General features: G+C 62.6%; 23 protein-coding genes, 5 tRNA genes and 1 riboswitch. Of the genes, 9 read left to right on the plus strand and 19 right to left on the minus strand.

The genetic code is table 11. The features are described from left to right. Window positions 1-51: 51 nt before the first annotated feature. From ACNAOT_RS09085 to ACNAOT_RS09125, 9 genes are all read right to left on the minus strand, one after another. On the minus strand, window positions 52-2,196 hold the full coding sequence (locus ACNAOT_RS09085; protein ID WP_420180789.1) for a 3-hydroxyacyl-CoA dehydrogenase NAD-binding domain-containing protein: 2,145 nt from the start codon (window positions 2,194-2,196) through the stop codon (window positions 52-54). Next, complete coding sequence (locus ACNAOT_RS09090) at window positions 2,193-3,467, minus strand: thiolase family protein (RefSeq protein WP_420180790.1); 1,275 nt, start codon at window positions 3,465-3,467, stop codon at window positions 2,193-2,195. The genes ACNAOT_RS09085 and ACNAOT_RS09090 overlap by 4 nt, the downstream gene beginning before the upstream one ends. Before the next feature lie 196 nt (window positions 3,468-3,663). After that, the gene (locus tag ACNAOT_RS09095; RefSeq protein WP_364309441.1) at window positions 3,664-5,025 is read right to left on the minus strand and encodes an HRDC domain-containing protein; all 1,362 of its coding nucleotides are present in this window, start codon (window positions 5,023-5,025) and stop codon (window positions 3,664-3,666) included. Window positions 5,026-5,105: 80 nt separating this feature from the next. Then, the gene (locus ACNAOT_RS09100) at window positions 5,106-5,765 is read right to left on the minus strand and encodes a DUF3000 domain-containing protein (protein ID WP_420180791.1); all 660 of its coding nucleotides are present in this window, start codon (window positions 5,763-5,765) and stop codon (window positions 5,106-5,108) included. Between the two features lie 67 nt (window positions 5,766-5,832). Next, window positions 5,833-6,927, minus strand: coding sequence for a threonine aldolase family protein (locus tag ACNAOT_RS09105; protein ID WP_420180792.1), 1,095 nt, complete (start codon window positions 6,925-6,927; stop codon window positions 5,833-5,835). A gap of 41 nt (window positions 6,928-6,968) precedes the next feature. Further along, a complete protein-coding gene (locus tag ACNAOT_RS09110) occupies window positions 6,969-7,706 on the minus strand; it encodes an SDR family NAD(P)-dependent oxidoreductase (RefSeq protein WP_420180793.1) in 738 nt (245 codons plus the stop codon). Next, window positions 7,706-9,073 carry a DUF6421 family protein gene (locus ACNAOT_RS09115; protein ID WP_420180794.1) on the minus strand — a complete coding sequence of 456 codons (1,368 nt, stop codon included), beginning with the start codon at window positions 9,071-9,073 and terminating at the stop codon, window positions 7,706-7,708. The genes ACNAOT_RS09110 and ACNAOT_RS09115 overlap by 1 nt, the downstream gene beginning before the upstream one ends. A gap of 208 nt (window positions 9,074-9,281) precedes the next feature. Then, window positions 9,282-9,722: a peptide-methionine (R)-S-oxide reductase MsrB gene (gene msrB, locus ACNAOT_RS09120; protein ID WP_091467647.1), complete on the minus strand. Its 441-nt coding sequence runs from the start codon at window positions 9,720-9,722 to the stop codon at window positions 9,282-9,284. Between the two features lie 14 nt (window positions 9,723-9,736). After that, on the minus strand, window positions 9,737-10,228 hold the full coding sequence (locus tag ACNAOT_RS09125; protein ID WP_420180795.1) for a hypothetical protein: 492 nt from the start codon (window positions 10,226-10,228) through the stop codon (window positions 9,737-9,739). Between the two features lie 136 nt (window positions 10,229-10,364). Here ACNAOT_RS09125 and ACNAOT_RS09130 point away from each other — a divergent pair, with 136 nt between their 5' ends. Next, window positions 10,365-11,633 (plus strand): alpha/beta hydrolase family protein, encoded by a 1,269-nt coding sequence (locus ACNAOT_RS09130; RefSeq protein WP_091466760.1) that lies wholly within the window; start codon window positions 10,365-10,367, stop codon window positions 11,631-11,633. Between the two features lie 42 nt (window positions 11,634-11,675). Here ACNAOT_RS09130 and ybaK read toward each other — a convergent pair whose 3' ends face one another. The 3 genes from ybaK to ACNAOT_RS09145 form a co-directional block, all read right to left on the minus strand. Beyond that, window positions 11,676-12,182, minus strand: a complete 507-nt coding sequence (gene ybaK / locus ACNAOT_RS09135) for a Cys-tRNA(Pro) deacylase (RefSeq protein ID WP_420180796.1) — start codon at window positions 12,180-12,182, stop codon at window positions 11,676-11,678. 33 nt (window positions 12,183-12,215) lie between these two features. Beyond that, window positions 12,216-12,677 carry a SufE family protein gene (locus tag ACNAOT_RS09140; protein WP_178995486.1) on the minus strand — a complete coding sequence of 154 codons (462 nt, stop codon included), beginning with the start codon at window positions 12,675-12,677 and terminating at the stop codon, window positions 12,216-12,218. Window positions 12,678-12,769: 92 nt separating this feature from the next. Beyond that, entirely contained in the window at window positions 12,770-13,696 is a 927-nt protein-coding gene (locus ACNAOT_RS09145; RefSeq protein WP_420180797.1) for a sulfurtransferase, read from the minus strand. A gap of 209 nt (window positions 13,697-13,905) precedes the next feature. On the opposite strand from ACNAOT_RS09145, the gene zapE reads away from it, so the two are divergent. Beyond that, window positions 13,906-14,946: a cell division protein ZapE gene (gene zapE, locus ACNAOT_RS09150; RefSeq protein ID WP_420180798.1), complete on the plus strand. Its 1,041-nt coding sequence runs from the start codon at window positions 13,906-13,908 to the stop codon at window positions 14,944-14,946. 19 nt (window positions 14,947-14,965) lie between these two features. Here zapE and ACNAOT_RS09155 read toward each other — a convergent pair whose 3' ends face one another. The 7 genes from ACNAOT_RS09155 to ACNAOT_RS09185 form a co-directional block, all read right to left on the minus strand. Next, entirely contained in the window at window positions 14,966-16,183 is a 1,218-nt protein-coding gene (locus ACNAOT_RS09155) for a benzoate/H(+) symporter BenE family transporter (RefSeq protein ID WP_420180799.1), read from the minus strand. Window positions 16,184-16,303: 120 nt separating this feature from the next. Continuing rightward, window positions 16,304-16,537 carry an antitoxin gene (locus ACNAOT_RS09160; protein WP_091466768.1) on the minus strand — a complete coding sequence of 78 codons (234 nt, stop codon included), beginning with the start codon at window positions 16,535-16,537 and terminating at the stop codon, window positions 16,304-16,306. A gap of 96 nt (window positions 16,538-16,633) precedes the next feature. Beyond that, window positions 16,634-18,088, minus strand: a complete 1,455-nt coding sequence (locus tag ACNAOT_RS09165) for an amino acid permease (protein WP_179017340.1) — start codon at window positions 18,086-18,088, stop codon at window positions 16,634-16,636. Window positions 18,089-18,266: 178 nt separating this feature from the next. Further along, window positions 18,267-18,342, minus strand: a tRNA-Gly gene (locus ACNAOT_RS09170). A gap of 57 nt (window positions 18,343-18,399) precedes the next feature. Beyond that, window positions 18,400-18,474: transfer RNA gene (locus tag ACNAOT_RS09175), tRNA-Val, on the minus strand. A 39-nt stretch (window positions 18,475-18,513) separates the two neighbouring features. Beyond that, window positions 18,514-18,584: transfer RNA gene (locus ACNAOT_RS09180), tRNA-Cys, on the minus strand. A gap of 46 nt (window positions 18,585-18,630) precedes the next feature. Next, a tRNA-Gly gene (locus tag ACNAOT_RS09185) sits at window positions 18,631-18,703 on the minus strand. 248 nt (window positions 18,704-18,951) lie between these two features. Between ACNAOT_RS09185 and ACNAOT_RS09190 the strand changes: the two genes are divergently transcribed. From ACNAOT_RS09190 to rpe, 7 genes are all read left to right on the plus strand, one after another. After that, window positions 18,952-19,026, plus strand: a tRNA-Val gene (locus tag ACNAOT_RS09190). Window positions 19,027-19,158: 132 nt separating this feature from the next. After that, a complete protein-coding gene (locus ACNAOT_RS09195) occupies window positions 19,159-19,338 on the plus strand; it encodes a hypothetical protein (RefSeq protein WP_420180800.1) in 180 nt (59 codons plus the stop codon). Between the two features lie 12 nt (window positions 19,339-19,350). Further along, entirely contained in the window at window positions 19,351-20,244 is an 894-nt protein-coding gene (locus tag ACNAOT_RS09200) for a cytochrome (protein ID WP_420180801.1), read from the plus strand. A 50-nt stretch (window positions 20,245-20,294) separates the two neighbouring features. Beyond that, on the plus strand, window positions 20,295-20,867 hold the full coding sequence (gene def / locus ACNAOT_RS09205; protein ID WP_178995478.1) for a peptide deformylase: 573 nt from the start codon (window positions 20,295-20,297) through the stop codon (window positions 20,865-20,867). Continuing rightward, window positions 20,864-21,784, plus strand: a complete 921-nt coding sequence (fmt, locus tag ACNAOT_RS09210; RefSeq protein ID WP_420180802.1) for a methionyl-tRNA formyltransferase — start codon at window positions 20,864-20,866, stop codon at window positions 21,782-21,784. The genes def and fmt overlap by 4 nt, the downstream gene beginning before the upstream one ends. After that, entirely contained in the window at window positions 21,781-23,349 is a 1,569-nt protein-coding gene (locus ACNAOT_RS09215) for an RsmB/NOP family class I SAM-dependent RNA methyltransferase (RefSeq protein ID WP_420180803.1), read from the plus strand. Before fmt ends, ACNAOT_RS09215 begins: the two co-directional genes overlap by 4 nt. Window positions 23,350-23,408: 59 nt before the next feature. Continuing rightward, window positions 23,409-24,083 carry a ribulose-phosphate 3-epimerase gene (rpe, locus tag ACNAOT_RS09220; protein ID WP_420180804.1) on the plus strand — a complete coding sequence of 225 codons (675 nt, stop codon included), beginning with the start codon at window positions 23,409-23,411 and terminating at the stop codon, window positions 24,081-24,083. Between the two features lie 78 nt (window positions 24,084-24,161). Continuing rightward, window positions 24,162-24,317: riboswitch (FMN riboswitch) on the plus strand. Window positions 24,318-24,340: the final 23 nt, after the last annotated feature.

Here is a 24,340-nt window from a genome sequence, read left to right on the forward strand (position 1 = left end):
GATATGAGAGAGCGTTCCGGTTTAGGCCGCGGGATCTGAGAGAGGGATGGGTTAGGCAGGCGCTGATGCAACGCCAGGGGCGAGAAACCTCTTGCCGTTGACACGCTCCGATGCGCCCACCCGGTCCAGGTACGGCGTAATGCCGCCCAGGAACATCGGCCACCCTGCGCCCATGATGACGCAAAGGTCGATGTCTTCGGGTCCGGCCACGACACCTTCTTCGAGCATCAGTCCGATCTCCTCGGCCAGGGCATCCTGGGTGCGCCGGAGGACTTCTTCGCCAGTGGACGGGGTGTTGCCGAAGGACATGATGGCCAGCGTCTCCGCCGGGATGACGGGAGTTCCGTCAGGGCCCGGAACCCAGAGGCTCTTCACTCCGTTGTCGATGAGTTTCTGCAGGTTTTGCGAGACCGGGAACCGGTGGCCGAACGCGGCGTGCAGGGACTCCTGGACATGCTGGGCGACCGGCAGGCCAACCATTGCACTCAAGGTGAACGGCGACATTGGCAGCCCCATGGGACGCAGTGCGCTGTCTGCCACCTCCGCCGGGGTTCCTTCGTCGAACGCCGCGATAACCTCGCCCATGAGGCGAAGCAGGATGCGGTTGACCACGAAGGCTGCGGCATCCTTGACCAGGACGGCAGTCTTCTTGAGTCCCTTGGCGAGCTCGAACGCGGTGGCCAGGACGGCGTCGTCGGTCTTTGGTGCCCGAACGATCTCCAACAACGGCATGACAGCCACCGGGTTGAAGAAGTGGAAGCCCACCAGGCGTTCGGGGTGCTTCAAATCTTCGGCCATGGCAGTGACGGACAGTGAGGACGTGTTCGTGGCCAGAATGCACTCGGGAGAAACGATCGCTTCCACCTCGGCGAAGACCTGCTTCTTGATGTGCAGTTCTTCGAAGACGGCTTCGATGACGAAGTCGGCATCGGCGAAGGCTTCCTTGGAGACGGAACCCGTAATGAGCGCTTTGGTCCTGTTGGCGGCGTCCTGCTTGATCCGCTTCTTGGCAAGCATCTTGTCGACTTCGGCGTGGACATAGGCGACGCCCTTGTCCACCCGTGCCTGATCGATATCGGTCATGACCACCGGGACTTTCAGCTGCCGGGCGAACAACAATGCCAGCTGGCTTGCCATGAGCCCTGCACCCACAACGCCGATCTTGGTGACGGGGCGGGCAAGCTTACGATCGGGGGCGCCCGCGGGACGCTTGGAGCGCTTTTGGACGAGGTCCAGGAACGCGTACACGGTGGAGCGGAACTCGTCGGTTTGCATGAGCCCGGCGAGGGTCTCGCACTCGAGTTCAGCCGACTCGGCTTGGGTCATGGTGCGGTTGGCCTCCATGACATCCAGGACCTTGCCCGGGGCAGGGGAGGCGTTGGAGGTCTTGGACTCCACGAAAGCCCGACCTGCGGCTACCGCAGCTGCCCAACGGGCGGTGACTGCGTCATCGGTGGCATCAACGGAGTTCTTCCGCTCAGGCGTCACCTCGCCGGAAATGACCCGGGCCGCCCACGCGAGCGACTGCTCCACAAAGTCGGCAGGTTCGAACATGGCATCGGCCACGCCGAGTTCGAACGCCTGGGGTCCGGTGAGCGTGCGGTTGTTGCTGAGGGGATTCTCGATCATCACCTTGACGGCATTCTCGGGACCGATGAGGCGGGGCAGGATGTAGACGCCGCCCCAACCCGGTACGAGGCCGATGAACGCTTCAGGCAAGGCCAGCGCGCCGGCACCCGTGGAGACGGTCCGATACGTGGACTGCAGGGCGATCTCCAGCCCGCCGCCCAGGGCCAGGCCATTGATGAAGGCGAAGCTCGGAACACCCAGGTCGGCGAGCGTGCTGTAGACGGCGTGGCCAAGCTGCGCCATCCAGAGCCCGTGCTCGCGTTCCTTGAGTGTTTTTACGGCCGAAAGGTCGGCCCCGGCCACCAGGAAGTACGGCTTTCCGGTGACGCCGACGCCAACGATTTCTCCCCGCGAGGCCCGCTCCTTGAGCTTCTCCAAGACCCCGCCGAGTTCAACGAGCGTATTGGGCCCCAGTGTGGTGGGCTTGGAGTGGTCGAGGCCATTATCCAAGGTGATCAGCGCGAAGGTCCCGGCGCCCCCCGGCAGCTTGATGTCCTGCACATAGGAGTGCGTGACAACCTCATCAGGGAAAAGTGCGGCGAGCTTCTGGAATTCGGCGGCGCTCATGCGGCGGCTCCTTCGGTGGTGGCTTCGGTGGTGCCCTGGTCATTGGCGAACACTTCGTAGGCTGCATGGTGCGGGTTTTCCCAGATCACCGTGGCGCCCATGCCCAATCCAATGCACATGGTGGTAATGCCGTAACGAACAGAGTGGTCTTCCTCGAACTGCCGCGCGAGCTGGTTCATCAGGCGGACGCCCGAGGAAGCAAGGGGGTGTCCGACGGCGATCGCACCGCCATAGCGGTTGACCCGGGGATCGTCATCGGCGATGCCGAAGTGGTCCAGGAAGCTGAGGACCTGGACGGCGAAGGCCTCGTTGATTTCGAAGAGTCCAATGTCCTCGATACCCAGTCCCGCGTTCTTCAGGGCCTTTTCCGTGGCGGGAACCGGTCCGATTCCCATAACCTCGGGTTCGACGCCGGCGAAAGCGTAGGAGACCAAGCGCATCTTGACTGAGAGGCCAAGTTCTTCAGCAGCTTCGGCCGAAGCGAGAACCGCGGCTGTGGCGCCGTCGTTCAATCCTGCAGCGTTGCCGGCGGTGACGCGACCATGGGCGCGGAACGGTGTCCGCAATTCGGCCAGGTCGGCAACAGTGGTGCCGGGCCGCGGCGGCTCGTCCGCGGTGTGCAGGGCCCAGCCCTGGCCGGGCTTCATGGTGGCTACGGGGACCAGGTCATGCTGGATTTGTTCGTTGGAGTAAGCTGCGGCGAGCTTGGCCTGGGAGGCCGCTGCATAGGTGTCCGTGCGGTCCTTGGTGATCGCGGGGAAGCGGTCGTGCAGGTTCTCTGCTGTGTTGCCCATGTTCAGGGCCGCGGGGTCCACCAGTCTTTCGGACATGAACCGCGGATTGGGATCGGCGCCTGCACCCATGGGGTGGTTGCCCATGTGCTCCACGCCGCCTGCAATGACGACGTCGTAGGCACCGAAACCGATGCCGCTCGCCGTCGTCGTTACTGCAGTCATGGCACCAGCGCACATGCGGTCGATGGCGAAGCCGGGCACCGTGCGGGGGAGCCCGGACAACAGCGCCGCTGTGCGGCCTATGGTGAGGCCTTGATCTCCGGTCTGGGTGGTGGCAGCGATGGCAACTTCGTCGATCCGGTCCGCGGGCAGTGAGGGATTCCGGCGCATCAGTTCGCGGATGCACTTCACCACGAGGTCATCGGCGCGGGTGCCCGCATATATGCCTTTTTCGCCCGCCTTTCCGAAGGGGGTGCGCACACCGTCCACGAAGACGACGTCGCGGACGTTCCTCTGAGCACTGCGTGATGGACTCATGTAATAACTCCTCGTTGAGACATGGCGCCGAATCCCGCGTCGCGGGTGCTTCGGCTGGCATTGGGTCCAATGTTACTCGTGGGTAACTTAGCTTGCAAGGCCCGCGACCCAGGCGTTACCCACCCGTCCCCGGGGACGCGAAAGGCCTGCCCCACGAACCTCAGTTCGGGTGACAGGCCTCAAAGCGGGCGGGAGCTCAGCCGGCATTACCGGAAGGTAGCACGTCCTTGGACGCTTGGACTTCCTTCCCCTTGGACTCTTTGCCGGGAAGCGGAGCCGGGTTCAAGCACGCTTCGGTGAGTATCGGAGCGGCGAAGGAGATTTGCCACTCACGCGCACCCAGGGACCGCAACTCTGCAGCGACGGACTCCAGGGAAACATCAGCCGGAGGGCGCCAGGCAACCCGTCGCAAATAATCCGGTGTCAGCAGGTTCTCCACTGGCAGCTTCAGCTCATCTGCCTTTGCCTGCAGGGCCGGCCTGGCGGTGGCAAGGCGTGCTGCGGCCTCGGGATCCCTGTCCGCCCAGACCCGTGGCGGAGGCGGGGCGTTGGTGGGTAAGTGCAGGGGTGGGAGATCCGTGAGTGTCCGGGCGTTGGTGATGCAGCGGAGCCAGCGCGGGGCTTCCCTCTGGGCGGACCGGCCGTGGAATCCCTTGGTGGCCAGGAGCTGCGGCACGGTGGTGGGCATGGCTTTGGCTGCAGCCACCAGCGCCGAGTCGGGGATGAGCCGGCCGGGAGCTACGTCCCGTTTGCGAGCCAATTGGTCCCGCTCAAGCCACAGCTCACGTACAGCTGCCAATTGGCGGCGGTCGCGTATCTGGTGGAGTCCGGAGGTCTTCCGCCAGGGATCCACGCGCGGGGCGGAAAGGCCTGCCGCGAGGATGCCTGCAAACTCCTGTTCGGCGTATTCAAGCTTGCCGTCAGCCTCCAGCAACTCGATGAGTTCCTCGCGGAGTTCTGCGAGGACTTCGACGTCGAGCGCTGCGTATCGCAGCCAGGGTTCCGGCAGGGGGCGTGTGGACCAGTCGGCAGCGGAGTGTTCTTTCGCGAGGCCGAATCCGAGGAGTTGTTCAATGACGGCCGCAAGACCGACGCGGGGGAGTCCCGCGAGGCGGGCGGCAAGTTCGGTATCGAAGAGCTTGTCCGGCCACATGCCGAGCTCCGAAAGGCAAGGGAGGTCCTGTGACGCCGCGTGAAGGATCCATTCGACGCCGCGGAGGGCGTCATTGATGATGTCCAGGTTCTCGAATGGTTCGGGATCGATCAGCCAGGTTCCGGCGCCCTCGCGGCGGATCTGTACCAGGAAAGCCCGCTGCCCGTAGCGGAAGCCGGAAGCGCGTTCTGCGTCCACTCCGGCAGGTCCTGTTCCGGCGGCGATTGCGGTTGCGCACCGCTCCAGCCCGGACGGGGTGTCGATGACCAGGGGTACGCCTTCGCGGGGAGTATCGAGATCGATGATTTCAGGGACGTGGCTATCGAAGCCGTCTACCTTGATGTGGGTGGTGGGATCAGCAACCGGATCGCCGGCCGTGGTGTTTTCCGGATTTTCAGGGGTCATGGTGGGTTAAGCTTACCGATTCCGGCCGCAGCGGGGTGTTTCAGGTCCTTTGCGGGTACCCGCCGACGCGTTTCTCACACTCAATTGAGTCTCCTGTTGGGTAGTCCGGTAACCCCTGGCGGCAGGGGCGGCAGGCCTGCGAAGGTGCATACCATGTCGGACCAGGCTTCGAGGTGGGCTTGTACATCCTGGCTGGCCGGTGTCCAGGACGCCCGGAGCTCGATGTCTATGGTGTCCGGCCGTTCGGCCAAGGTGCCGAAGCTTTCGGACAGGATCCTGGTGGCAGTGCCGCCGGCAGCGCGATAGGGCGCGGCGCGGTTCTCCAGGGCGTCAACGAGCCAGGTCCAGGCAACAGAGCCGAGCATGGAGTCGTTCCCCATCTCTGCGTCCATTTGAGCCCGAATGTAAGTGACGATTCGGAACTCTCCCTCCCAGACAGCAGAACCGTCGGGGTCATAAAGGAGGATGAAGCGGCCAGTGGCCAGTTCGTCGTCCTCTTCGCTGGAGGAAGTGCTGCCTTGGTTTGCGGCGAAAGCCTTGGCGGCCGGTCCATGGACGGGAACCTGGCGGGTGGCCGCAGTGGGGCTGAAAACTTCGGCGCCCAGGGCGACTGCGTAGGGAGCCAGGCGGGCAGGAGCGGGGATCTCGTCAAGCCGCAGTTCGCTGCGGCATTGTGCTTTTCGTAGCGATCCCAAGGCGGAGAGAAATTCCGAGGGAACCTGTGCGAGGGCGTTCACCATCGCAGATTATGCGTCCGGGGCAGCGAATCTGTGCAGGCTCGCCGCCCCGGATTGCACCTGTTACGCGTTAGGCCAGTTCGCGCTTAATTGCTGCCACGAAAGCGTCAATGTCTTCCTCCGTGGTATCGAACGAACACATCCACCGAACTTCGCGGCGGGCGGCATCCCAGTCGTAGAAGGCGAAGGATTCACGCAGCTTGTCTGCCACGCCTTCGGGAAGGATGGCGAAGACGCCGTTGGACTGCGTTGCCTGGGTTGGCTTCACGCCGTCGAGTCCTTCCACTGCCGTTCGCAGGCGGGCGGCCATGGCGTTGGCGTGGGCGGCGGAACGCAGCCAGAGGCCATCCTCCAGCAGGGCAATGAACTGGGCCGAGATGAAGCGCATCTTCGATGCCAATTGCATGTTCATCTTGCGCAGGAACTTCAGGCCGTCAGCCGCCTCCGGGTTCAGGGCCACCACGACTTCACCAAAAAGTAGTCCATTCTTGGTGCCGCCAAAGGACAGGATGTCCACGCCGGCGTCGCGGGTGAACGCGCGGAGGGGAACGTCCAGGTGCGCTGCGGCGTTCGCAAGCCTGGCGCCATCCATGTGCAGCTTCATGCCTTTGGCGTGAGCGTGGTCGGCGATGGCCCGCACTTCTTTCGGCGTGTAGCAGGTGCCGAGCTCAGTGGTTTGGGTAATGGACACCACCAGCGGCTGGGCGCGGTGCTCGTCGCCCCAGCCCCAGGCTTCACGGTCAATCAGCTCGGGCGTGAGCTTGCCGTCCTCGGTGGGCACTTGCAGGAGCTTGATCCCGCCCACCCGTTCCGGCGCACCGTTCTCGTCCATATTGATGTGTGCTGTGGAGGCGCAAATCACCGCGCCCCACCGGGGAAGGAGGGATTGCAGGGCAAGGACGTTGGCGCCGGTTCCGTTGAAGACCGGGAAGGTCTCGATGCCCGGGCCGAATTGCTGCTCCAGGACCTCCTGCAGCCGTGCCGTGTAGACGTCCTCACCGTAGGACACCTGATGCCCGCCGTTGGCGGTTGCCAGTGCTGAGAGGATCTCCGGATGTACGCCGGAGTAGTTGTCCGATGCGAACCCACGAACCGCAGGGTTATGCAGTTGACCCGCGCCGGGGGTTTCGTTGGCGCTGTGGATTGCCTCTGTTGTGCTCGTCACTTGTTCATTCACGCTTTCAAGTCTATTTGGCCGGCAGGATTCTATGGGGCCAGCAGGATGCGCTGGCCGTTGAGGGTGGCGGCGGGTTGTTCAAAGAGTCCGACGGCGGCAGCTGCCAGTTCTTCAACGTCCGTGAAGCCGGGGAATCGCCTTTCCGGATGGGCTTCCCGCATGGCTGGATCCACGAGGGCTTTGACCACGAAAATTACTGCCGCGCTGTGCTGCCCGGTGGGGGCTTCCGCGTTTTCGGCTGTTCCGGATTGCGCCCGCCGGAAACCATCCGCTACCGCCAAGGTCCAAGCTTCTGCAGCTGCTTTTGCCGCCGCGTAGCTGGCGGCTGCAGCTGTTGGAGCAGCGGCGGTGGTTGACGACACCATGGCTAAACGGCCGTGCGGGGATGCTTCAATCTGGCCGTAGAAGACCCGGGAGACGTTGCGGAGTGTGGTCACAGCGCTCCGTTCCATCGAGTCCCAGTCCTCATCCGTTTGGTCTTCGATGCCCTTGGCGCCCCGCCAGCCGCCCACCAAGTGGATCACACCGTCGATGCCCTCGATCCCGAGGTCACGGAAGCTGGCAGCAAGTTCGCGTACGGAATCCAGGCTGGAGAGATCGGAAACCAGGGGAGTTGCCCCATTGCCGGCTTCAGCCGCGGCCGCTTTGATCCGGGCATCGTCCGAACCCACGGTGAGCACCCTGTGACCGGCGGCCCCCAACGCACGCGCCACGGCGATTCCCGATGCGCTGCTTCCGCCGGTCACAAGGATAGTCAGTGTGGTCATCAGGCCGCCGTCGAGCCAGTAATTCCGGTGGTGGACTCGATGACAGGGCGCATCTTCTTCTCCAGTGCTTCGTAGAACATGGACAGGGGGAACTCGTCATCCAGCACCTGGTCCGTGAGGCCGCGGGGCGGACCGTCCAAGGGCAGCCCGTCCGGGCCCTTGGCCCATACCGACGCCGGGTGGGGAGTCACGGTGCTCGAAATGAGCTCGTACGCTGCCAGCCAGTGGGCAGCCTTCGGGCGGTCGATCGAGCGCCAGTAGAGCTCCTCGATTTTGGCACCGAGTTCCACTACAACCGAGGCAGCTTCGTCCCAGTCGATGGAGAGCTTGCTGTCCGTCCAGTGGAGCACGTGGTGCTGGTGCATCCATGCGAACAGGAGCTGGCCACCCAGGCCGTCGTAGTTACGGACGCGGCTGCCCGTGATGGCGAAACGGAAAATCCGGTCGAAGATCACTGCATACTGGACGAGTTTTGCATGTTTGCGGGCATCGGGGTCGGCTTCTTCGTCTTTTTCAATGCGTACGGACTCACGGAACGCGGTCAGATCGCAGCGCAGTTCCTCCAGCGAGTAAAGGAAAAACGGCATCCGCTGCTTGATCATGAACGGATCGAAGGGCAGGTCCCCGCGCATGTGGGTGCGGTCGTGGATCAGGTCCCACATGACAAAGGTTCGCTGAGTCAGTTCCTGGTCCTCGATGAGCTGCGCTGCATCCTCGGGAAGTTCCAGCGACGTGGTGGCCGCAGCTGCCTTGAGGACGCGGCGGAAACGCGCGGCCTCGCGGTCGGCGAAGATGGCGCCCCAAGTAAAGGTAGGGGTCTCGCGGACGGCCACCGTCTCGGGGAAGAGTACAGCCGAGTTGGTGTCGTACCCGGGAGTGAAATCCACGAAGCGGATGGGGACGAAGAGCTTGTTGGAGTACTCGCCGGCCTCCAGGCCGCCAATGAACTCCGGCCAGATAACCTCGATCAGGACGGCTTCGACCAACCTGTTGGTGCTGCCGTTCTGCGTGTACATGGGGAAAACCACCAGGTGCTGGAGGCCGTCAATGCGCTGCTCCTGGGGCTGGAACGCCTGGAGGGAGTCCAGGAAGTCCGGCACCCCGAAGCCGCCCTCGACCCATCGGCCGAAGTCTTCCACCAGGAGTTCCAGGTACCGGGCATCGTGGGGGAAGTGCGGTGCCAGGGCTGCGATGGCGTCAGTCACTGTGGCAACGAGGCTTGCCGCCTCGGAGTGAACTGCGGAATCGGCAATGGAGCCGTCCTGCTCTTGGAGTGCCTGCAGTGCTGTGGCTGCAGCCTTCAGGGTCATCCATTCGGCGTTGTCGGCGGTGACACGCGGCAGGATAGTGGTGGTGATAGTGGTCATGGAGCCCGGCCCTTTCGAAGTGGTGTTTGCTTCTGGGCCGAGCGTAGCAAGCAAAAAGCGTTGCTAATCCAAGAATGGCCTGAGCATAAGAAAGTCTTGGCCATCGGGTGCGTGAAGGCGGGTTGAGATTCGGTCCCGCCATAGGGAGCCCCCAAAAAACGCTGAGTTCCCGGACGGGCCGGCAAAGCGCCAGCCCGTCCGGAACTGCCTAGCTCTCTTCCGGCGTCACCAAGCGAAGCGACACGGAATTAATGCAGAACCGCTGGTCCGTGGGCGTGCCATAGCCCTCGCCCTCGAAAACGTGCCCCAGATGAGAGTCACAGTTGGCGCACCGGACTTCAACACGATCCATTCCCATGGTGCGGTCATGGAGATACCGGACCGTACCTTCGGCCAAGGGTGCCCAGAACGACGGCCAACCACAATGGGAATCAAATTTCTCCCGGCTGGTGAACAACCGGCTGCCACAAGCACGACACTGGTACTCGCCTTCCGTGTGGGTGTCCCAGTACTCGCCCGTGTATGGCCGCTCGGTTCCCGCCTGCCGAAGAACACGGTATTCCTCGGGCGTCAGCTCCTCCCGCCACTGGGCATCGCTCTTTTCCACGGGCACAGAAGTTGTCTTGCTGGTGTTGTCAGGAGTGTTCATGTCTAATGCAACGCTCACGAGTCGCCGATAAATCCCGAACCCGCGTACAGGTGGAGGACCGGAAGACCCAGCTGATCCTGTGCCTTATTGGCCCAGTCAGTGTGGAACGTGTCCGAAATGGCATGGGGCCGGGTAATGACAACCGCCTGCGCGGCGTCCACCGCACGGACCTTCGCCACCAAGCCGGCCACGGCACCGCCGTCGACGACCTCCCCGGTGACGCCACCGCCCAACCCGGCCAACGCCGCCAGCGATGCAGCCAGCGCCTCAGAGGCCTCCGCACGCTCAGCCTCAGGGTCGGGATGCTGTGCAGTGAGCTCCCGGAACGCCTTGGCGATATCAAGCAGCGACAAGTTTTCCAGGAAGTCGACCAGAAGATGTCGCTCTGTGTTTGAGGGGACCAAGACAATAAGGGGCGCATCACCGCCGTCGAGCAATTTGGCTATATTAACGCGGTCGTCGGGGCCGAGGGGCTCTTCAGTCAGGATGACGATGGGATCACTCATGGCTACAGCGTAGTCCCGGCGAACCGCTGTCCGCAGATTTTTGGGACTCTGATTCACGCGCCAGGATTCGCGGGCCGATGCGCCGCGCGGTCCACGCCTGCCCCAAGCACCGCCGCTGAGCAGCAACAATGGAACCATGGCATCGACTACCCCGCCAGCGAGCGACGCTGCAGACAAGAAACTCTCCCTCCGAACCAAATGGGCCATCGCAGGATTCCTGGCCGGCGGTACCGTAGCCGGTCTGGTAGGCGCGGGATCCTCGGCGCTCGCCGTGTATTTTGCCCGCCGTGTCATCACGCCCGCAGCCCGGCACGAGGACCAGGAAGTACTTGCCGTAATCCGCGGTGACAAGGGACCTCAGGTCATTCTTGCGGCCACCCCTGATACCACCATCGACGGCGTCTTCAGCCTCTTCTTCTCCGGCGGCCAAGGACATGCCAGGATCGGCCGGATTGTGTCCTATTCGCCCGCCGAGCAAACCGTGCTGCGTGAGGTGGAGGAAGTTTACAGTGGCAACCTCCCGGAGGCGCGCCGTGCTTGGTGGAGCGGCGCAACGTACCCGGACCCGGCCGCGATCGGCCTTGCGGCCGAGGACGTGGACATAGAGATCGACGGCGGGAAAGCACCTGCCTGGCTGATCCGGGCCGAAGCTTCGGCTGCGGCGCCAGTCTGCGCCATCATGGTCCACGGCCGCGGAGCCACGCGCCTGGAAGGCCTTCGTGCCGTCCGCACTGCACGGGAACTCGGTATGGACAGCCTGCTGATTTCCTACCGTAATGACGGACTTGCCCCCGCCGCGCCGGATGGACGATACGGCCTTGGTTCCACGGAATGGCGCGACGTTGAGGCCGCGATCGAATACGCACTGGATCAGGGTGCGCAGGAAATAGTTTTGTTTGGCTGGTCCATGGGCGGGGCGATCAGCCTGCAAACAGCGGACCTGTCCAAGCACCGCCACCTCATCCGCGCGTTGGTACTGGATGCCCCAGTCATCAATTGGGTTAATGTCATGGCCCACCACGCCGAGATGAACAGGATCCCCTACAACGTAGGACGGTATGGACAGATGATGCTGAGCCATCCCTTGGGGCGCAGGCTGACCGGACTATCTGCGCCTGTGGACCTGAAAGCCATGGACTGGGAAGCGCGGGCAGTCGAGTTGCGGACCCCCACATTGCTGATCCACAGCGTGGACGACGACTACGTGCCCTTCGGGCCTTCCGCGAGCCTTGCGGAGAAGAACCCCGAGATGGTCACCTTTGAGCCGTTCGACGGCGCCCGGCACACCAAAGAGTGGAACGTGGACCCCGAACGCTGGGAGCGCCTGGTCCGCGCCTGGCTCCAGAGGCAACTGGCTCCCCGAAACAATCCCGGGCAGACGGGCGCCACCGGGCAGCCTGGCTGAGGAAACCCGGAGTTGCGGGTGGCCAGGCGGCTTCGGTTTCGGTTAGCCCTTGATGCTAGAGGCAGTGCCGATGGGAGCCGTGATGGCCTTGGTAAGCCGGATGAGATCGGCCGGAGCCAGCTCAATGTCCAGTCCACGGCGGCCTCCGGACACAAGGAGGGTAGCCAAGTCCAAGGCAGACTCGTCAAGGACTGTGGGGGAGGCCTGCCTTTGTCCCAGCGGTGATATGCCTCCCAGCACATATCCGGTGCGCCGTTCGGCGGCCTTGGGATCGGCCATTGCTGCCTTCTTGGCTCCGAGGGCTGCTGCGACGGACTTTAGGTCGAGGTTCCCGGACACTGGAACGATGGCCACTGTCAGGCGGCCTTCAACCTCCACCATGAGGGTCTTGAAAACCCGTTCAGGCTCAATGCCCAGGACTTCCGAGGCCTCCATGCCGTAACTGGCCGCCGACGGATCGTGCGCATAGGGGTGCAACACGAAGGGAACGCCGGCCGCTGCAAGTGCTGCAGTAGCCGGCGTTCCCTGTGAAGCCATCTTCTTGGCCATACCTGTGGTTGTGCCCTTCAGTTTTCCAGCGGGTCAGTTTTCCAGCCGGCTGGCGGCTGCGACTTTCCGCTTGATACGCCCCAGCATGGCGGTCATTCCCCGCATGCGCAGGGGAGTGATGGCCCGGGTGAGGCCCAGCAACTCCGGCATATCGTCGGGCACGGCAAGGATTTCCTCTGCAGTCAATCCATCCAGGCCCTCGTGCAGGACCCCTGCGAAGCCGCGGGTTGTGGGCGCTTCCTGAGGAGCTTTGAAGAAGAGCCGGTAGGCGCGGGCGCCGCCGTCGGGATTTTTCTCGGACTCAATAGTGAGAAACAACGGTGACTGGCACTCCACAACCTGTTCCAGCAGTTCAGGGTGGTCCTTCAAGCGCTCCGGAAGCTCCGGCAAGCCCCTCGAGAATTCGAGCAGGAGTTGCAGGCGGTCAGGCTCCGTCAGTGCCTGGAAGTCATCGACGATTTCCGCCAGGGCGGTGGGCAAAGTGTTCGTACTCATCACTTCCAGCTTACGCACAACAGCGGTCAATGCATCTTGTGTGGCCGAACACTACGGATGCCTTATTCCCTGCCTTGGTGCTGACCGCGCCCCTAGTTGCTGACGAGGGACGCAGGAACGGAACCGCGCTCGGCGCCCTTGACGATGGGAACCCGCACAGCGTTGCCCCACTCGGTCCAGGAGCCGTCGTAGTTGCGGACAGTGTCGAAGCCCAGCAGGTACTTCAGCGCGAACCAGGTGTGGCTGGAACGCTCGCCGATGCGGCAGTAGGCCACCACGTCATCGCCGGGTTCCAAGCCAGCCTCGCCGAGGTACAGGGCTTCGAGCTCTTCACGGCTCCGGTAAGTGCCGTCTTCAGCCGCAGCGCGTGCCCAGGGGATGGACGCGGCGGTGGGAATGTGGCCCCCGCGCAGCGCGCCCTCTTCGGGGTAGGCCGGCATGTGCGTGCGCTGTCCCGTGTATTCCTCAGGGGAGCGGACATCGATGAGGGGATTGCCCAAGTGTGCCAGGACGTCTTCCTTGAACGCGCGGATCGGAGCATCATTGCGCTCCACCTCCGGGTATTCACCCACTGAGGGCTGTGTGACGTCGGTGGTCAGCTCGAGTCCTTCGGCGATCCACTTGTCGCGGCCACCATCGAGGAGGCGGACATCCTCATGGCCGAACAGCGTAAAGACCCAAAGCGCGTAGGCAGCCCACCAGTTGGACTTGTCACCGTAGATGACCACGGTGCTGTCGCGGGAGATGCCCTTGGAGGCCGCGAGGGCGGCAAAAGCGGCGCCGTCCACGTAGTCGCGCGTGACCTCGTCATTCAGGTCGGTGTGCCAGTCAATCTTGACGGCGCCCGGGATGTGGCCGGTTTCGTAGAGAAGAACGTCTTCGTCGGACTCGACAACCACAAGTTTGCCATCGGCAATGGCGCCGTCTGCAAGGGCTGCCGCGAGCCACTCAGTGGACACAAGGCGTTCGGGGTTCGCATACGATGCAAACTTTTCGTTCTGTTCAACTGGGTAGGACATGGTGATGGCCTTTCACTGACAACGGTCGGAGCCAGGCCGTGGAAGGTGGTGCAGGTGCCGGCCGGGCGTGCTCCAACACTAACCACGGGCAGCGAGGAATGCTTCCCTGTGGTCATACGGTGAAACATGGGCTTGGTCACGTGGCGGTTTTCCGAGTGTCCAATGCCGGTATTCTTGCTGGGGACCTAATACCGAAGGAACGGACCACCGTGGTAAAGATCGAACAACTGGCTGCCCGCACACCGGCAGTCTCCGTGGAGGAACTCCTCAAGGGTTTCTACCCGTCTCCGCGATTCGGAGAGGTATCGTTCGACAGCTACCGGCCGGATCCTTCCCAGCCGAGCCAGGCAAACGCAGTGAAGCTGCTTTCCGCATTTGCCGACGGCGTGGGATCCGATGACGGTGGCGGTCTCTTCAAGAAGTTGTTCGCCAAGAAGGCGCCTGCAACGAGGGCAGGAATCTACCTCGACGGCGGTTTTGGTGTGGGTAAGACCCACCTCCTGGCTTCCCTTTGGCACAGGTCGCCGGGCCCGAAGGCCTTCGGTACGTTTGTGGAATACACCAACCTCGTGGGTGCGCTGTCCTTCCGCAAGACCGTGGAAGCCCTCAGCAGCTACAAGCTGGTGTGCATCGACGAATTCGAACTTGATGATCCCGGAGACACCGTGCTCATGTCCCGGCTCATGCGCGAACTCGCCGACGCCGGTGTGAAGCTCGCGGCCACGTCCAACACGCTTCCCGGTTCCTTGGGTGAAGGACGCTTCGCGGCAGTGGACTTCCAGCGCGAAATACAGGTTCTCGCCGACCAGTTCGACGTCGTCAGGATCGACGGCGAAGACTTCCGCCACCGCGGTTTGCCCGCGGTTCCCGCACCGCTCAAGACCGAAGAGCTAAAGCACCGTATGCGTGCTGAGTTCGACGGTAAGACTGTGGCTGTGGACGATTTCCGCACTCTGGTCAACCATCTGGCCGCCGTCCACCCCAGCCGTTACCGGCAGCTTATCTCGGGTGTGGAGGCCGTGGTGTGGAGCGACGTCGAAACCATCACCGAGCAGGCGGTCGCCCTACGCTTTGTGGTTCTTGCGGACCGGCTCTATGACAAAGACGTGCCGATCCTGGCCAGTGGCGTACCTTTCGATCAGCTCTTTACCGAAGAGATGATGACCGGTGGCTACACCAAGAAGTACTTCCGTGCTGTGTCCAGGCTGACGGCTCTGGCCCGTGAGGCCCAAAACCACGAGCCTGCCTGATCCAGGGTTACTGCCTGCTTCAGGATTTCTGAACAGGTTCGCGGCTCTTCAGCATCCACCGCACCAGGATGCCGCCTGCCAATGCCCAGAAAGCAGCGCCAACGCCGGCGAAGCTCAGGCCTGATGCTGCCAGCAGGAAGGTGATGCAGGCGGGAATACGTTCCTCGGCAACCGCCAGTGCAGACGAGATGGACGAGGCCAGCGTCCCCAGCAGTGCGAGTCCGGCCACTGTCTCGAGAAGTCCGGGCGGTGCTGCAGCCACCAAGGTGACAAGTGCCGCTGAGGCAGCGGCCAGGATCAGGTAGGCAAAGCCTGAGACGAACGCCGCGATCCACCGCCTGCCATGGTCTTTGCCTGCCTCCTCACCCGCCGCCAAGGCTGCGCTCAGGGCAGCCAGGTTGATCGCATGGCCTCCAAACGGCGCTCCCGCGATGGTGCCCGCTCCGGTCACAAGCATCGACGGCCGCCAGGGGGTGGTGTAGCCGAACGACTTCAGTACCGCGACGCCGGGAATGTTCTGTGACGCCATGGTGACGATGAAGAGGGGCAGTGCCAAACCCACCGCAGCTTCCACGGTAAATGCCGGTGTGGTCCACTCCAGCCTTGGCAGGAGGCCGCCGCCGGGAATCTGAACGCCGTTGGACACGATGTGGACGCCGACTACCGCCAGCGCGACGAGCAGCGATGCCGGCACCGACCAACGTGGTGCGAATTTCATCAGGACCACCCAGCACACCACCACTGGTGCGATGAACAGGGGAGCCGATCCCAACGATTTGAAGGGTGCGAGGCATAGCGGGAGTAGCACTCCGGCGAGCATTGCCTGCGCCAGTGCGGTGGGGATCGTCGCCATGATCCTGCCCAGGACGGGAAGTAGCCCGGTCAGGACGATCAGCACCCCGACGATCAGGAACGCACCCACAGCAGCCGGCCATCCGCCGTCGACCATTCCAGCGGAGGCGAGCAGCGCAGCGCCGGGCGTGGACCACGCCAAAGTTACGGGCATCCGGGACCGCCACGAGAGCCACAGGATTCCCAGTCCAAAGGTGAGCGTCAGCGCTAATAGGCCGCTGGATGCTTGTGCCTGGTTCGCCCCGACAGCCTTCAAACCCGCCAGGACCACAGCGAATGACGAGGTGAAACCCACGAGGGCGGTGACGATGCCTGCCGTGATGGGTGGTCCCAGCGTCTCCTTGGCGGCGCGGCTTTGGACGGCAGGAGTGGAAGCTGAAGGCATAACGTCCAACGTACCTGACCAGCCGGTTTAGCGGCTGCCCGTTAAACGCCAAGGGCACCGGTAGCGCCTCTCGGCGGGACCGGTGCCCCCTTGACGTATCTGGTACGGCGGCTCAGGCAGCTACGGCTGCTTCGGCTCATCCGTGACGGGAGCCTGTCCAGGCTTGCCGTCGTTCTTGGCCACGAAATCGGAAGCGGCATTCTGGACTTTGTCGACGTGACCGGCGTACTTGCCGCCCGTCTTCTGGTCCACAAAATCCCCGGCCTTGTCGATGCCATTCTTGATGGCTTCTTCGTTGCCTTGAATGAGACCCTGAGCCTTGCCCTTCAGGTCGTCAATTAAACCCACGGGCACCTCCCTTCCATTCGCGGAGCCAGTTCGCTCCTCCGCGTCCGACCCTAACACCAGTCCTCCGGGGTGCCAAGGGTTCGGCGGCGGCCTGTGGACGAACTACGCCAACGGCTTATTTTCGACCTTGTGGCGCGGGCTGTCCGGATTCATGAGGGAGTGCCTGCGGCCGTAGGCGAAGTAGATGATCAGGCCGATGACCAGCCATGCCCCGAACCGCACCCAGGTTTCCCAGTGGAGCTGGAACATCAGGAACGCCGATGCCAGGACACCGAACGCGGGGACCACCGGCATGAACGGCAAACGGAACGTGCGCGGAGCGTTGGGCTTGGTGTACCGGAAGACGATCACGGAAATGCAAACCACCACAAAGGCTGCCAGGATGCCGATGTTCGTGAGGTCGGCAACTTCCTTGATGGGGAAGACACCAGCGAGGAACGCCGAGGCAACACCTGCGATCCACGTGACGCGCTGCGGAGTGCCGTGCCGGTCAGTCTTGGCGAACCAACCGGGGAGAAGGCCGTCACGGCTCATGGAGAACCACACTCGGGTGACGCCCAGCAGGAAGGTGAGCATAACGGTGAGGATGGACAGGACCGCGAACACCGAAATGATGGTGGCGATGACCGGCAGGCCGACGCCTTGGAACGCCGATGCGAAGCCGGCCGTGGGATCAATGTCCTTGTAGTTCTGCATGCCCGTGAGCACGAGTGTCGCGGCAACGTAGAGCAGCATGGCCACGATGAGGGAGAGGATGATGGCCTTGGGCATGTGCTTCTTGCCGTCCTTGGCCTCTTCTGCGGCGGTGCTCATGGCGTCATAGCCGAAGACGGCGAAGAAGACGGTGGCGGCACCGGCCAGGACCGGGCCGAAGCCACTGGGCATGAACGGGTTGTAGTTCTCGGTGTTGATGTAGAAAATACCCAGGCCGATGATGAACAGGATCAGGATGACCTTGATGGCAACGGCTACCAGTTCAAACCGGCCGAATGCCTTGGTGCCCCGGCTCAGGATCCAAGTGACCAGGAGGCAGACGAAGATGGCCGGCAGGTTGATGATGCCGCCCTTGCCCTCATCAGCGGTGGACGTCATCCACGTGGGCATATGGATTCCGATGCCGGATAGGAAGGCGTCGAAGTAACCGGAAATCCCGATGGCCACCACAGCCACGATGGCGATGTACTCAAGGAGGAGATCCCAGCCGATGAACCAGCCGATGATCTCTCCCAAGGCTACGTAGCCGTAGGTGTAGGCCGATCCGGCTCGGGGGATCATGCCGGCGAATTCGGCGTAGGACAATGCTGCTGCACCGGAAGCGAGACCGGCGATGAGGAACGAGAAGAGCACGGCAGGGCCGACGCCCGGGTTGCTCTCGCTGCCGTGGGCTACCAGCCCGGCCAGCGAGAAGATGCCGACGCCGATAATTCCGCCGACGCCGATGGCTGTCAGTTGCCAGAGGCCAAGACTCTTAAAAAGTCCGCTGTGTTTGTTCTCTTCCTCAATATCGTCGATGGGCTTGCGCCGCAGGACGGACTTGGAAGCCGTCATTTGGTTCATGGGGGTACTCCTGCCGGTAGGCGTGGAACGGTGATGAGCTCGCAGTACATTATGCGAGCCGAATCACATTAGATAAAGCGACTTCTTCTGAGGGGTATCGGTTACTTCCATTAATCAATTGGGTTGTGGCCGAATCCGGGCATAAAAAAAGCAGCTCCGAAGAGCTGCTTTCCCTATTTGGAGCGGACGACGAGATTCGAACTCGCGACATCCACCTTGGCAAGGTGGTGCTCTACCAGCTGAGCTACGTCCGCACATGTTGCCTGCCGGGCTGATGCCTGGCGTTCAACAACAAACAAGTTGCCTTGTTCTGGTGGGCGATACTGGGATCGAACCAGTGACCTCTTCCGTGTCAGGGAAGCGCGCTACCGCTGCGCCAATCGCCCATGCATCCAGCCAACAGCTGGAAGACATGGTTTTCACCGAGGTGGGTACGGGATTCGAACCCGTGTATACGGCTTTGCAGGCCGCTGCCTCGCCTCTCGGCCAACCCACCGTGTAAGCAGGATTCCGAGGAATTCTTGCCTTGACAGTGCCTTGCGAGCGGACGACGAGATTCGAACTCGCGACATCCACCTTGGCAAGGTGGTGCTCTACCAGCTGAGCTACGTCCGCAGTGTCGTTTCGGCGGGCAGCCCTGCAGGCATTCCGTCGCTTTCCGACGAGTAAAAACTCTATAGGAGGTTCCTGCAAACTCCAAATCGGTAGCCTGCTTTTGATCGAGGAGCCCGCTGGATCCTTGTATTTACGCGGAATTCCGTAAGTTTCATGGCTGTAATTCCACTCTTGTAGTTCTAAGTGAGGCCGGGGGTCATGATCCGTTTTGCATTCCGGCACTGGTCCGTTAGTGTTTTCTATGCACCGGGCGATTGGCGCAGTGGTAGCGCGCTTCGTTCACACCGAAGAGGTCACTGGTTCGAACCCAGTATCGCCCACCACCTGTTTGCAAATGGTTAAACCCCGTTTGGACTGATTGAGTCAGTCCGGACGGGGTTTTTCTGTGCAGCAGGCTTGTTTGGCGGATTGCGGGTTCCTGCGTCACGAACTGCGTGGACGCTACACACATCAGCATGCGCGAACAAGAAGACCCGGACTTGCCTGCGGCCAAGGCCGCGGCCTCCACAGAACCTGCCACGCCCTTCGCGGATCTCGCGCTGACCGCCCCGATCCTCGCTGGCAAGCTCGCCCGGCTGCCCCCTGAGCAGCTGGCGCTGATCTTCCCGCGGATGAATTCTGTCGGCCCTCTGTGACACAGTCTTTGTATGACTGCTCCACTGCTTGCCCACGCTACTGACTACGGCCGGATGTACGCCCGATCCACAACTGAGCAATTTTCCGTGCCGTCCATTACTACGGTGATCGGACAACAGGCGCACGCCTTGGACGGGTGGTTCAGTTACATGGGGGCGAGCAGCCTGGCCGCGGATCCGGAGCTTCCTTCGATTCTCGGAAGCCCGGCGAAAATCCGTCAGGCAATCAACAAAGCTTCCAAAGCCGCGGAGGTTTACCGGGATGCGGCGGCCGCACGAGGTGACCGCGTCCACACTTACTGCGAACAGGTAGCGTTGCGGGCGATGGGTCGTCCGCACCGGATGCAGGAATGCAGGGACGACCTCGCTGCCCATGGTGAACAGGCCTTCGCTGCGCGCTTTGACGAATGGTGGGACCTCTACCGGGTGGAGCCACTCGCGCCCGAGATCACTGTATGGAACAAGACGGTGGGTTATGCCGGGACGTTGGATCTCGTTGCCCGGATCAACGGCCGCATCTGCCTGATTGACTACAAAACCAAGGGAACCACCAGGGACGGAACAGTCAAGGCTTTGGATGACAAAGTGGTCATGCAACTCGCGGCCGGGATGAAGGCCGAGGAAAGCCTGGTGGATCCTGTTGCGGGCGAATGGGAGCCGTGGAAATACGGGGACAACCCCATGCTGCTCGCGGTGGCCATCGGTGAGACCGAAGTCCGGCCGCAGCGGGCCAACCCTGACATCCTCAAGCACCATTGGTGGAAGTTCTGCGCCTTGCGGCGGGTATGGGAGATGTCAGCGGACGTTGTCGCTGCGGGGCAGCCACTGCTTCCTGTTGCTCCGCCGGTCTTTGCGTCAGCCGGGACGGCACCGACACCGGCCTTGTCCTCAACTAAACTGGCTTAGGCTCCGCAACAACCGGAACCTGGTTTGACGATCGTGAGGACTGACAGCAGATGGCAATTTTGAGTATCCGAATCATCGGGGACCCGGTGCTGCGCACCGTAGCTGACCCCGTCACCGATTTCGGTCCGGAGCTCGCCAAGCTGGTAGCTGACATGACGGAAACCATGGAGGACGTTGAGGGTGCAGGTCTCGCCGCGCCGCAGGTGGGCGTCAGCCAGCGCGTGTTTACCTATCGCATCGGGGGAGTGGAAGGCCACATCATCAACCCGGTCCTGGAAAACAGTGAGGACTTCCAGCCGGACGAGGTGGAGGGTTGCCTTTCCATTCCCGGCCTGGGCTTCCCTGTGCGTCGCTTTCGGGCCACCCGGGCAACCGGCGTGGACCTGAACGGCAATCCGGTCTCGGTGGAGGCTGAAGGCATGCTCGCACGTTGCTTCCAACACGAGACAGATCACCTTGATGGGGTCCTGTACACCGACAGGCTGGAAGGCGACGACCGTAAGGCCGCCCTCCGCGCTATCCGGAACGCCAACTACCACGCGATTACCGAGCAAACCACGTCCAAGCGCGCCAATTCCGTCGGGTCCAGTTTTGGCGGCGGAAGCTTCGGGGCGCCCGAGTGAGGGTACTCTTCGCCGGAACACCGGCTGTGGCTGTGCCGTCGTTGGACGCGCTGGTTAAGGCCGGCTTCGACGTCGTGGCCGTTCTAACGCGGCCGGATGCGCCCGTGGGCCGCAAACGTGTCCTGACTCCTTCGCCAGTGGCTGCACGGGCGATGGAACTCGGTATCGAGGTCATTCGCGCGGCAAAGGTCGATGCCGACACGACGGCCGGAATCGCGGAGTTCGCTCCCGACGTCGCCGCCATTGTTGCCTACGGCGGCATCGTTCCCAAAGCTGCTTTGGGTGTCCCGAGGCACGGCTGGGTCAATCTGCACTTCTCCCTGCTTCCGGCATGGCGCGGTGCTGCCCCCGTGCAGCGTTCCATCATCGCGGGCGACGACGTCACCGGGGCCGTTACATTCCAGCTTGAAGAAGGCCTCGATACCGGGCCTGTGTTCGGGACACTGACCGAAACAGTTCGTCCGGAAGATACCGCGGGCGATCTCCTCGAGCGACTGTCCATCAGCGGCGCCGTTTTGCTGAGCCAGACCCTTTCCGCTATTGATGCGGGTCAAGCTGCTCCGCAGCCTCAAAACGGGGAGATCTCCCTTGCCCCCAAACTGACTCTCGACGACGGGCGCTTGGACTGGCAGCAGCCGGCCCTTGTTTTGAACCGCCGTGCGCGCGGAGTTACTCCTGAACCCGGCGCATGGACAACTTTGGAAGGCCAAAGGGTCAAACTTGAGCCAGTAACTCTCCGTCCCGGGATCATGGACCTTCCTCCTGGAAACATCCGGGTGGAGGGCAAGTCGGTTCTGGTGGGTACAGGTTCCCATGCAGTTGAGCTTGGCCGGATCCAACCGGCAGGTAAGAAAATGATGTCGTCGGCCGACTGGGCCCGCGGCTTGGCAACACCCGAGAGAGTGGTATTCGAATGAGCGAGTCCGGCCGCCGAGGCCCCAACAACAGCGGGAGCCGGGACGGCAGCGGGGCGGGAAACCGAGACTCGCAGGGCAACCGTGGAGCCCGTGGGGAGAGCAAGCGCAACGCCCAGGGCCGCGAGCGAAACAGGGGACCGCAGAGGGGCTTCACCAATAACGCTCCGTCGCAGCGCACCCGCCGCGCAGATCCAGCCCGATTGGTAGCTTTTGAAGTGCTCCGCGCGGTCGCTTCCGAAGATGCCTACGCAAATCTTGTGCTTCCGGCGCGCATCCGGGAACACCGCCTCGACCGCCGGGATGCCGGCTTTGCCACTGAATTGAGCTACGGGGCCTTGCGCGGGCAGGGTACCTACGATGCCATTCTTGCCCGTTGCGTGGACCGCCCCTTGGAGCAACTGGATCCTGCAATTCTGGATGCCCTGCGAATCGGTGCGCACCAGCTGCTCTCCATGCGCGTTCCCGCCCATGCCGCGCTGGACCAGACCGTCGGCCTGGCACGCGCGGTTATCGGCGCCGGCCCGTCGGCCCTTATCAATGCCGTACTTCGCAAGGTCACTGCCCACAGCATGGCCGAGTGGCTTGAGCTCCTGCTGGATGACGAATCCGACGAAACCAAAATCGCAGCCCTGCGCCATGCGCACCCTGAATGGATTGTCCGGGCGCTACGCCAATCGTTGGTAAACCATGGCCGCCCAAAAACCGAAATCGACGCCCTCCTGGAGGCAGATAACGCCGCGCCGGTGGTCAACTTGGTGGCCTTGCCAGGACTGGGAAACCTCGACGAAGCTTTCGACAATGGAGCCACCGCCGGTGAGCTGGTAGAAGATTCAGCTCTATCCGCTGGCGGAGACCTCGGCCGTTTCGAATCGGTCCGGCGCGGAACAACGCGTGTCCAGGACGTCGGATCACAACTTGTGGCTCGGGCTTTGGCCGGCGTCGAGCTGGGGGAGTCGCCTGCACAAGGTGAACGATGGTTGGACTTGTGCGCCGGCCCCGGAGGTAAGGCTGCTCTCTTAGCTGCCCTGGCCTACCGCGACGGCGCAACTCTCCTGGCCAACGAGCCTGCACCGCACCGGGCCAAACTTGTTCAGCAAGCCCTCTCGGCTGTTCCCAATGAGGCCTGGACGGTGCGGACAGGTGATGGTCGTGAAGTGGGTGCGGAGCAGCCCGGAACTTTTGACCGTGTGCTCGTGGACGTACCTTGCAGTGGTCTCGGGGCCCTTCGACGTCGGCCCGAATCGCGGTGGCGCCGCTCACCCAAGGACATTGGCGACCTCGGACCGATGCAGCGGGACTTGTTGAAGTCCGCGCTTGATGCCGTCAAGCCCGGCGGCGTGGTGGCCTACGTGACGTGTTCGCCACATCCGGCCGAAACCACAGCTGTTGTTACTGACGTGCTGGCCAAGCGCGGGGACCTTGAACTCCTCGACGCCGGACAAGCGTTGGACGATGTCAGCCTTACCGGTAGCCTCGGCGCTGGTCACGAGCTCACAGCCCAGTTGTGGCCGCACGTTCACCAGACGGATGCCATGTTCATGGCGATCATCCGTAAGAAGCCGTAGCCACCAACCTTCAGACCATCACCGAGCTTTCGACTATCACTCCATCAGAGGGGGCTGCCTTGTCTCAGTGCTGTATCAACCCGAGCATCCTTTCAGCGGATTTCGTCAACCTTGAGGCGGAACTCCATCGGATCAGCAATGCGGATGCCGTTCACGTGGACGTCATGGACAATCACTTCGTGCCCAACCTGACGCTTGGACTGCCGGTGGTGCAGAGAATTCAAGCGGTCAGCCCGGTTCCGCTGGACGCGCATTTGATGATTTCCGACGCCGACCGCTGGGCACCTGCCTACGCGGATGCAGGTGTTGCTTCAGTGACTTTCCATGCCGAAGCTGCCATGGCGCCGGTCAAGCTGGCCCGCGAGCTACGGGCCCGCGGGTCCAAGGCAGGTATGGCCCTGCGCCCGGCAACGCCCGTGGAGCCCTACCTGGACATGCTGAGCGAGCTGGACATGTTGCTGATCATGACGGTGGAGCCCGGATTCGGGGGACAGTCATTCCTGGACATCACCTTGCCCAAGATCCGTCGTGCCCGGGCGGCAATCGAAGGCTCGGGCATCGGCGTTGCCATCCAGGTGGATGGCGGCATCACTGAGGAGACCATTGTTCGGGCCGCTGAGGCAGGGGCCAACGTATTCGTTGCGGGCTCGGCAGTTTATGGGCATCAGGACCCTGCGGAAGCGATCGACCGGCTCCGCGCTGCGGGCCAGGCTGCTTCCGCAACGAAAGCCTGACGACCGTCACCATATGTTACGAAGATGGCCCGGGAATAGCCCGGACATCTTGGTAGTTGTGGCAGAATAACAACACACATACGTGCTCCGGGGTCGGTGTAAGTCCGAACCGGCGGTTATAGTCCGCGACCCGCGAGCCATTGGATTCCAAGAAATTGGGCATCCGGTGGCGGACGGTTGAACTGGTGAAATTCCGGTACCGACAGTTAAAGTCTGGATGGGAGAAGCACGTACAGTCATGCCTTGGGCGTTCCTTT

Source organism: Paenarthrobacter sp. TA1.8 (genome assembly GCF_048595705.1).
Classification (GTDB): domain Bacteria; phylum Actinomycetota; class Actinomycetes; order Actinomycetales; family Micrococcaceae; genus Arthrobacter; species Arthrobacter nitroguajacolicus.

What these genes read in the sequence shown, in the direction of transcription:
- def (WP_178995478.1), top strand. Translation starts at nt 20,295, where the DNA reads ATGGCAATTTTGAGTATCCGAATCATCGGGGACCCGGTGCTGCGCACC.
- ACNAOT_RS09085 (WP_420180789.1), bottom strand. Translation starts at nt 2,196, where the DNA reads ATGAGCGCCGCCGAATTCCAGAAGCTCGCCGCACTTTTCCCTGATGAG.
- ACNAOT_RS09165 (WP_179017340.1), bottom strand. Translation starts at nt 18,088, where the DNA reads ATGAACCAAATGACGGCTTCCAAGTCCGTCCTGCGGCGCAAGCCCATC.
- ACNAOT_RS09140 (WP_178995486.1), bottom strand. Translation starts at nt 12,677, where the DNA reads ATGAGTACGAACACTTTGCCCACCGCCCTGGCGGAAATCGTCGATGAC.
- ACNAOT_RS09095 (WP_364309441.1), bottom strand. Translation starts at nt 5,025, where the DNA reads ATGACCCCTGAAAATCCGGAAAACACCACGGCCGGCGATCCGGTTGCT.
- ACNAOT_RS09200 (WP_420180801.1), top strand. Translation starts at nt 19,351, where the DNA reads ATGACTGCTCCACTGCTTGCCCACGCTACTGACTACGGCCGGATGTAC.
- ACNAOT_RS09090 (WP_420180790.1), bottom strand. Translation starts at nt 3,467, where the DNA reads ATGAGTCCATCACGCAGTGCTCAGAGGAACGTCCGCGACGTCGTCTTC.
- ACNAOT_RS09100 (WP_420180791.1), bottom strand. Translation starts at nt 5,765, where the DNA reads ATGGTGAACGCCCTCGCACAGGTTCCCTCGGAATTTCTCTCCGCCTTG.
- ACNAOT_RS09195 (WP_420180800.1), top strand. Translation starts at nt 19,159, where the DNA reads ATGCGCGAACAAGAAGACCCGGACTTGCCTGCGGCCAAGGCCGCGGCC.
- ACNAOT_RS09110 (WP_420180793.1), bottom strand. Translation starts at nt 7,706, where the DNA reads ATGACCACACTGACTATCCTTGTGACCGGCGGAAGCAGCGCATCGGGA.
- ACNAOT_RS09130 (WP_091466760.1), top strand. Translation starts at nt 10,365, where the DNA reads ATGGCATCGACTACCCCGCCAGCGAGCGACGCTGCAGACAAGAAACTC.
- msrB (WP_091467647.1), bottom strand. Translation starts at nt 9,722, where the DNA reads ATGAACACTCCTGACAACACCAGCAAGACAACTTCTGTGCCCGTGGAA.
- ACNAOT_RS09115 (WP_420180794.1), bottom strand. Translation starts at nt 9,073, where the DNA reads ATGACCACTATCACCACCACTATCCTGCCGCGTGTCACCGCCGACAAC.
- ybaK (WP_420180796.1), bottom strand. Translation starts at nt 12,182, where the DNA reads ATGGCCAAGAAGATGGCTTCACAGGGAACGCCGGCTACTGCAGCACTT.
- ACNAOT_RS09155 (WP_420180799.1), bottom strand. Translation starts at nt 16,183, where the DNA reads ATGCCTTCAGCTTCCACTCCTGCCGTCCAAAGCCGCGCCGCCAAGGAG.
- ACNAOT_RS09125 (WP_420180795.1), bottom strand. Translation starts at nt 10,228, where the DNA reads ATGAGTGATCCCATCGTCATCCTGACTGAAGAGCCCCTCGGCCCCGAC.
- ACNAOT_RS09215 (WP_420180803.1), top strand. Translation starts at nt 21,781, where the DNA reads ATGAGCGAGTCCGGCCGCCGAGGCCCCAACAACAGCGGGAGCCGGGAC.
- ACNAOT_RS09145 (WP_420180797.1), bottom strand. Translation starts at nt 13,696, where the DNA reads ATGTCCTACCCAGTTGAACAGAACGAAAAGTTTGCATCGTATGCGAAC.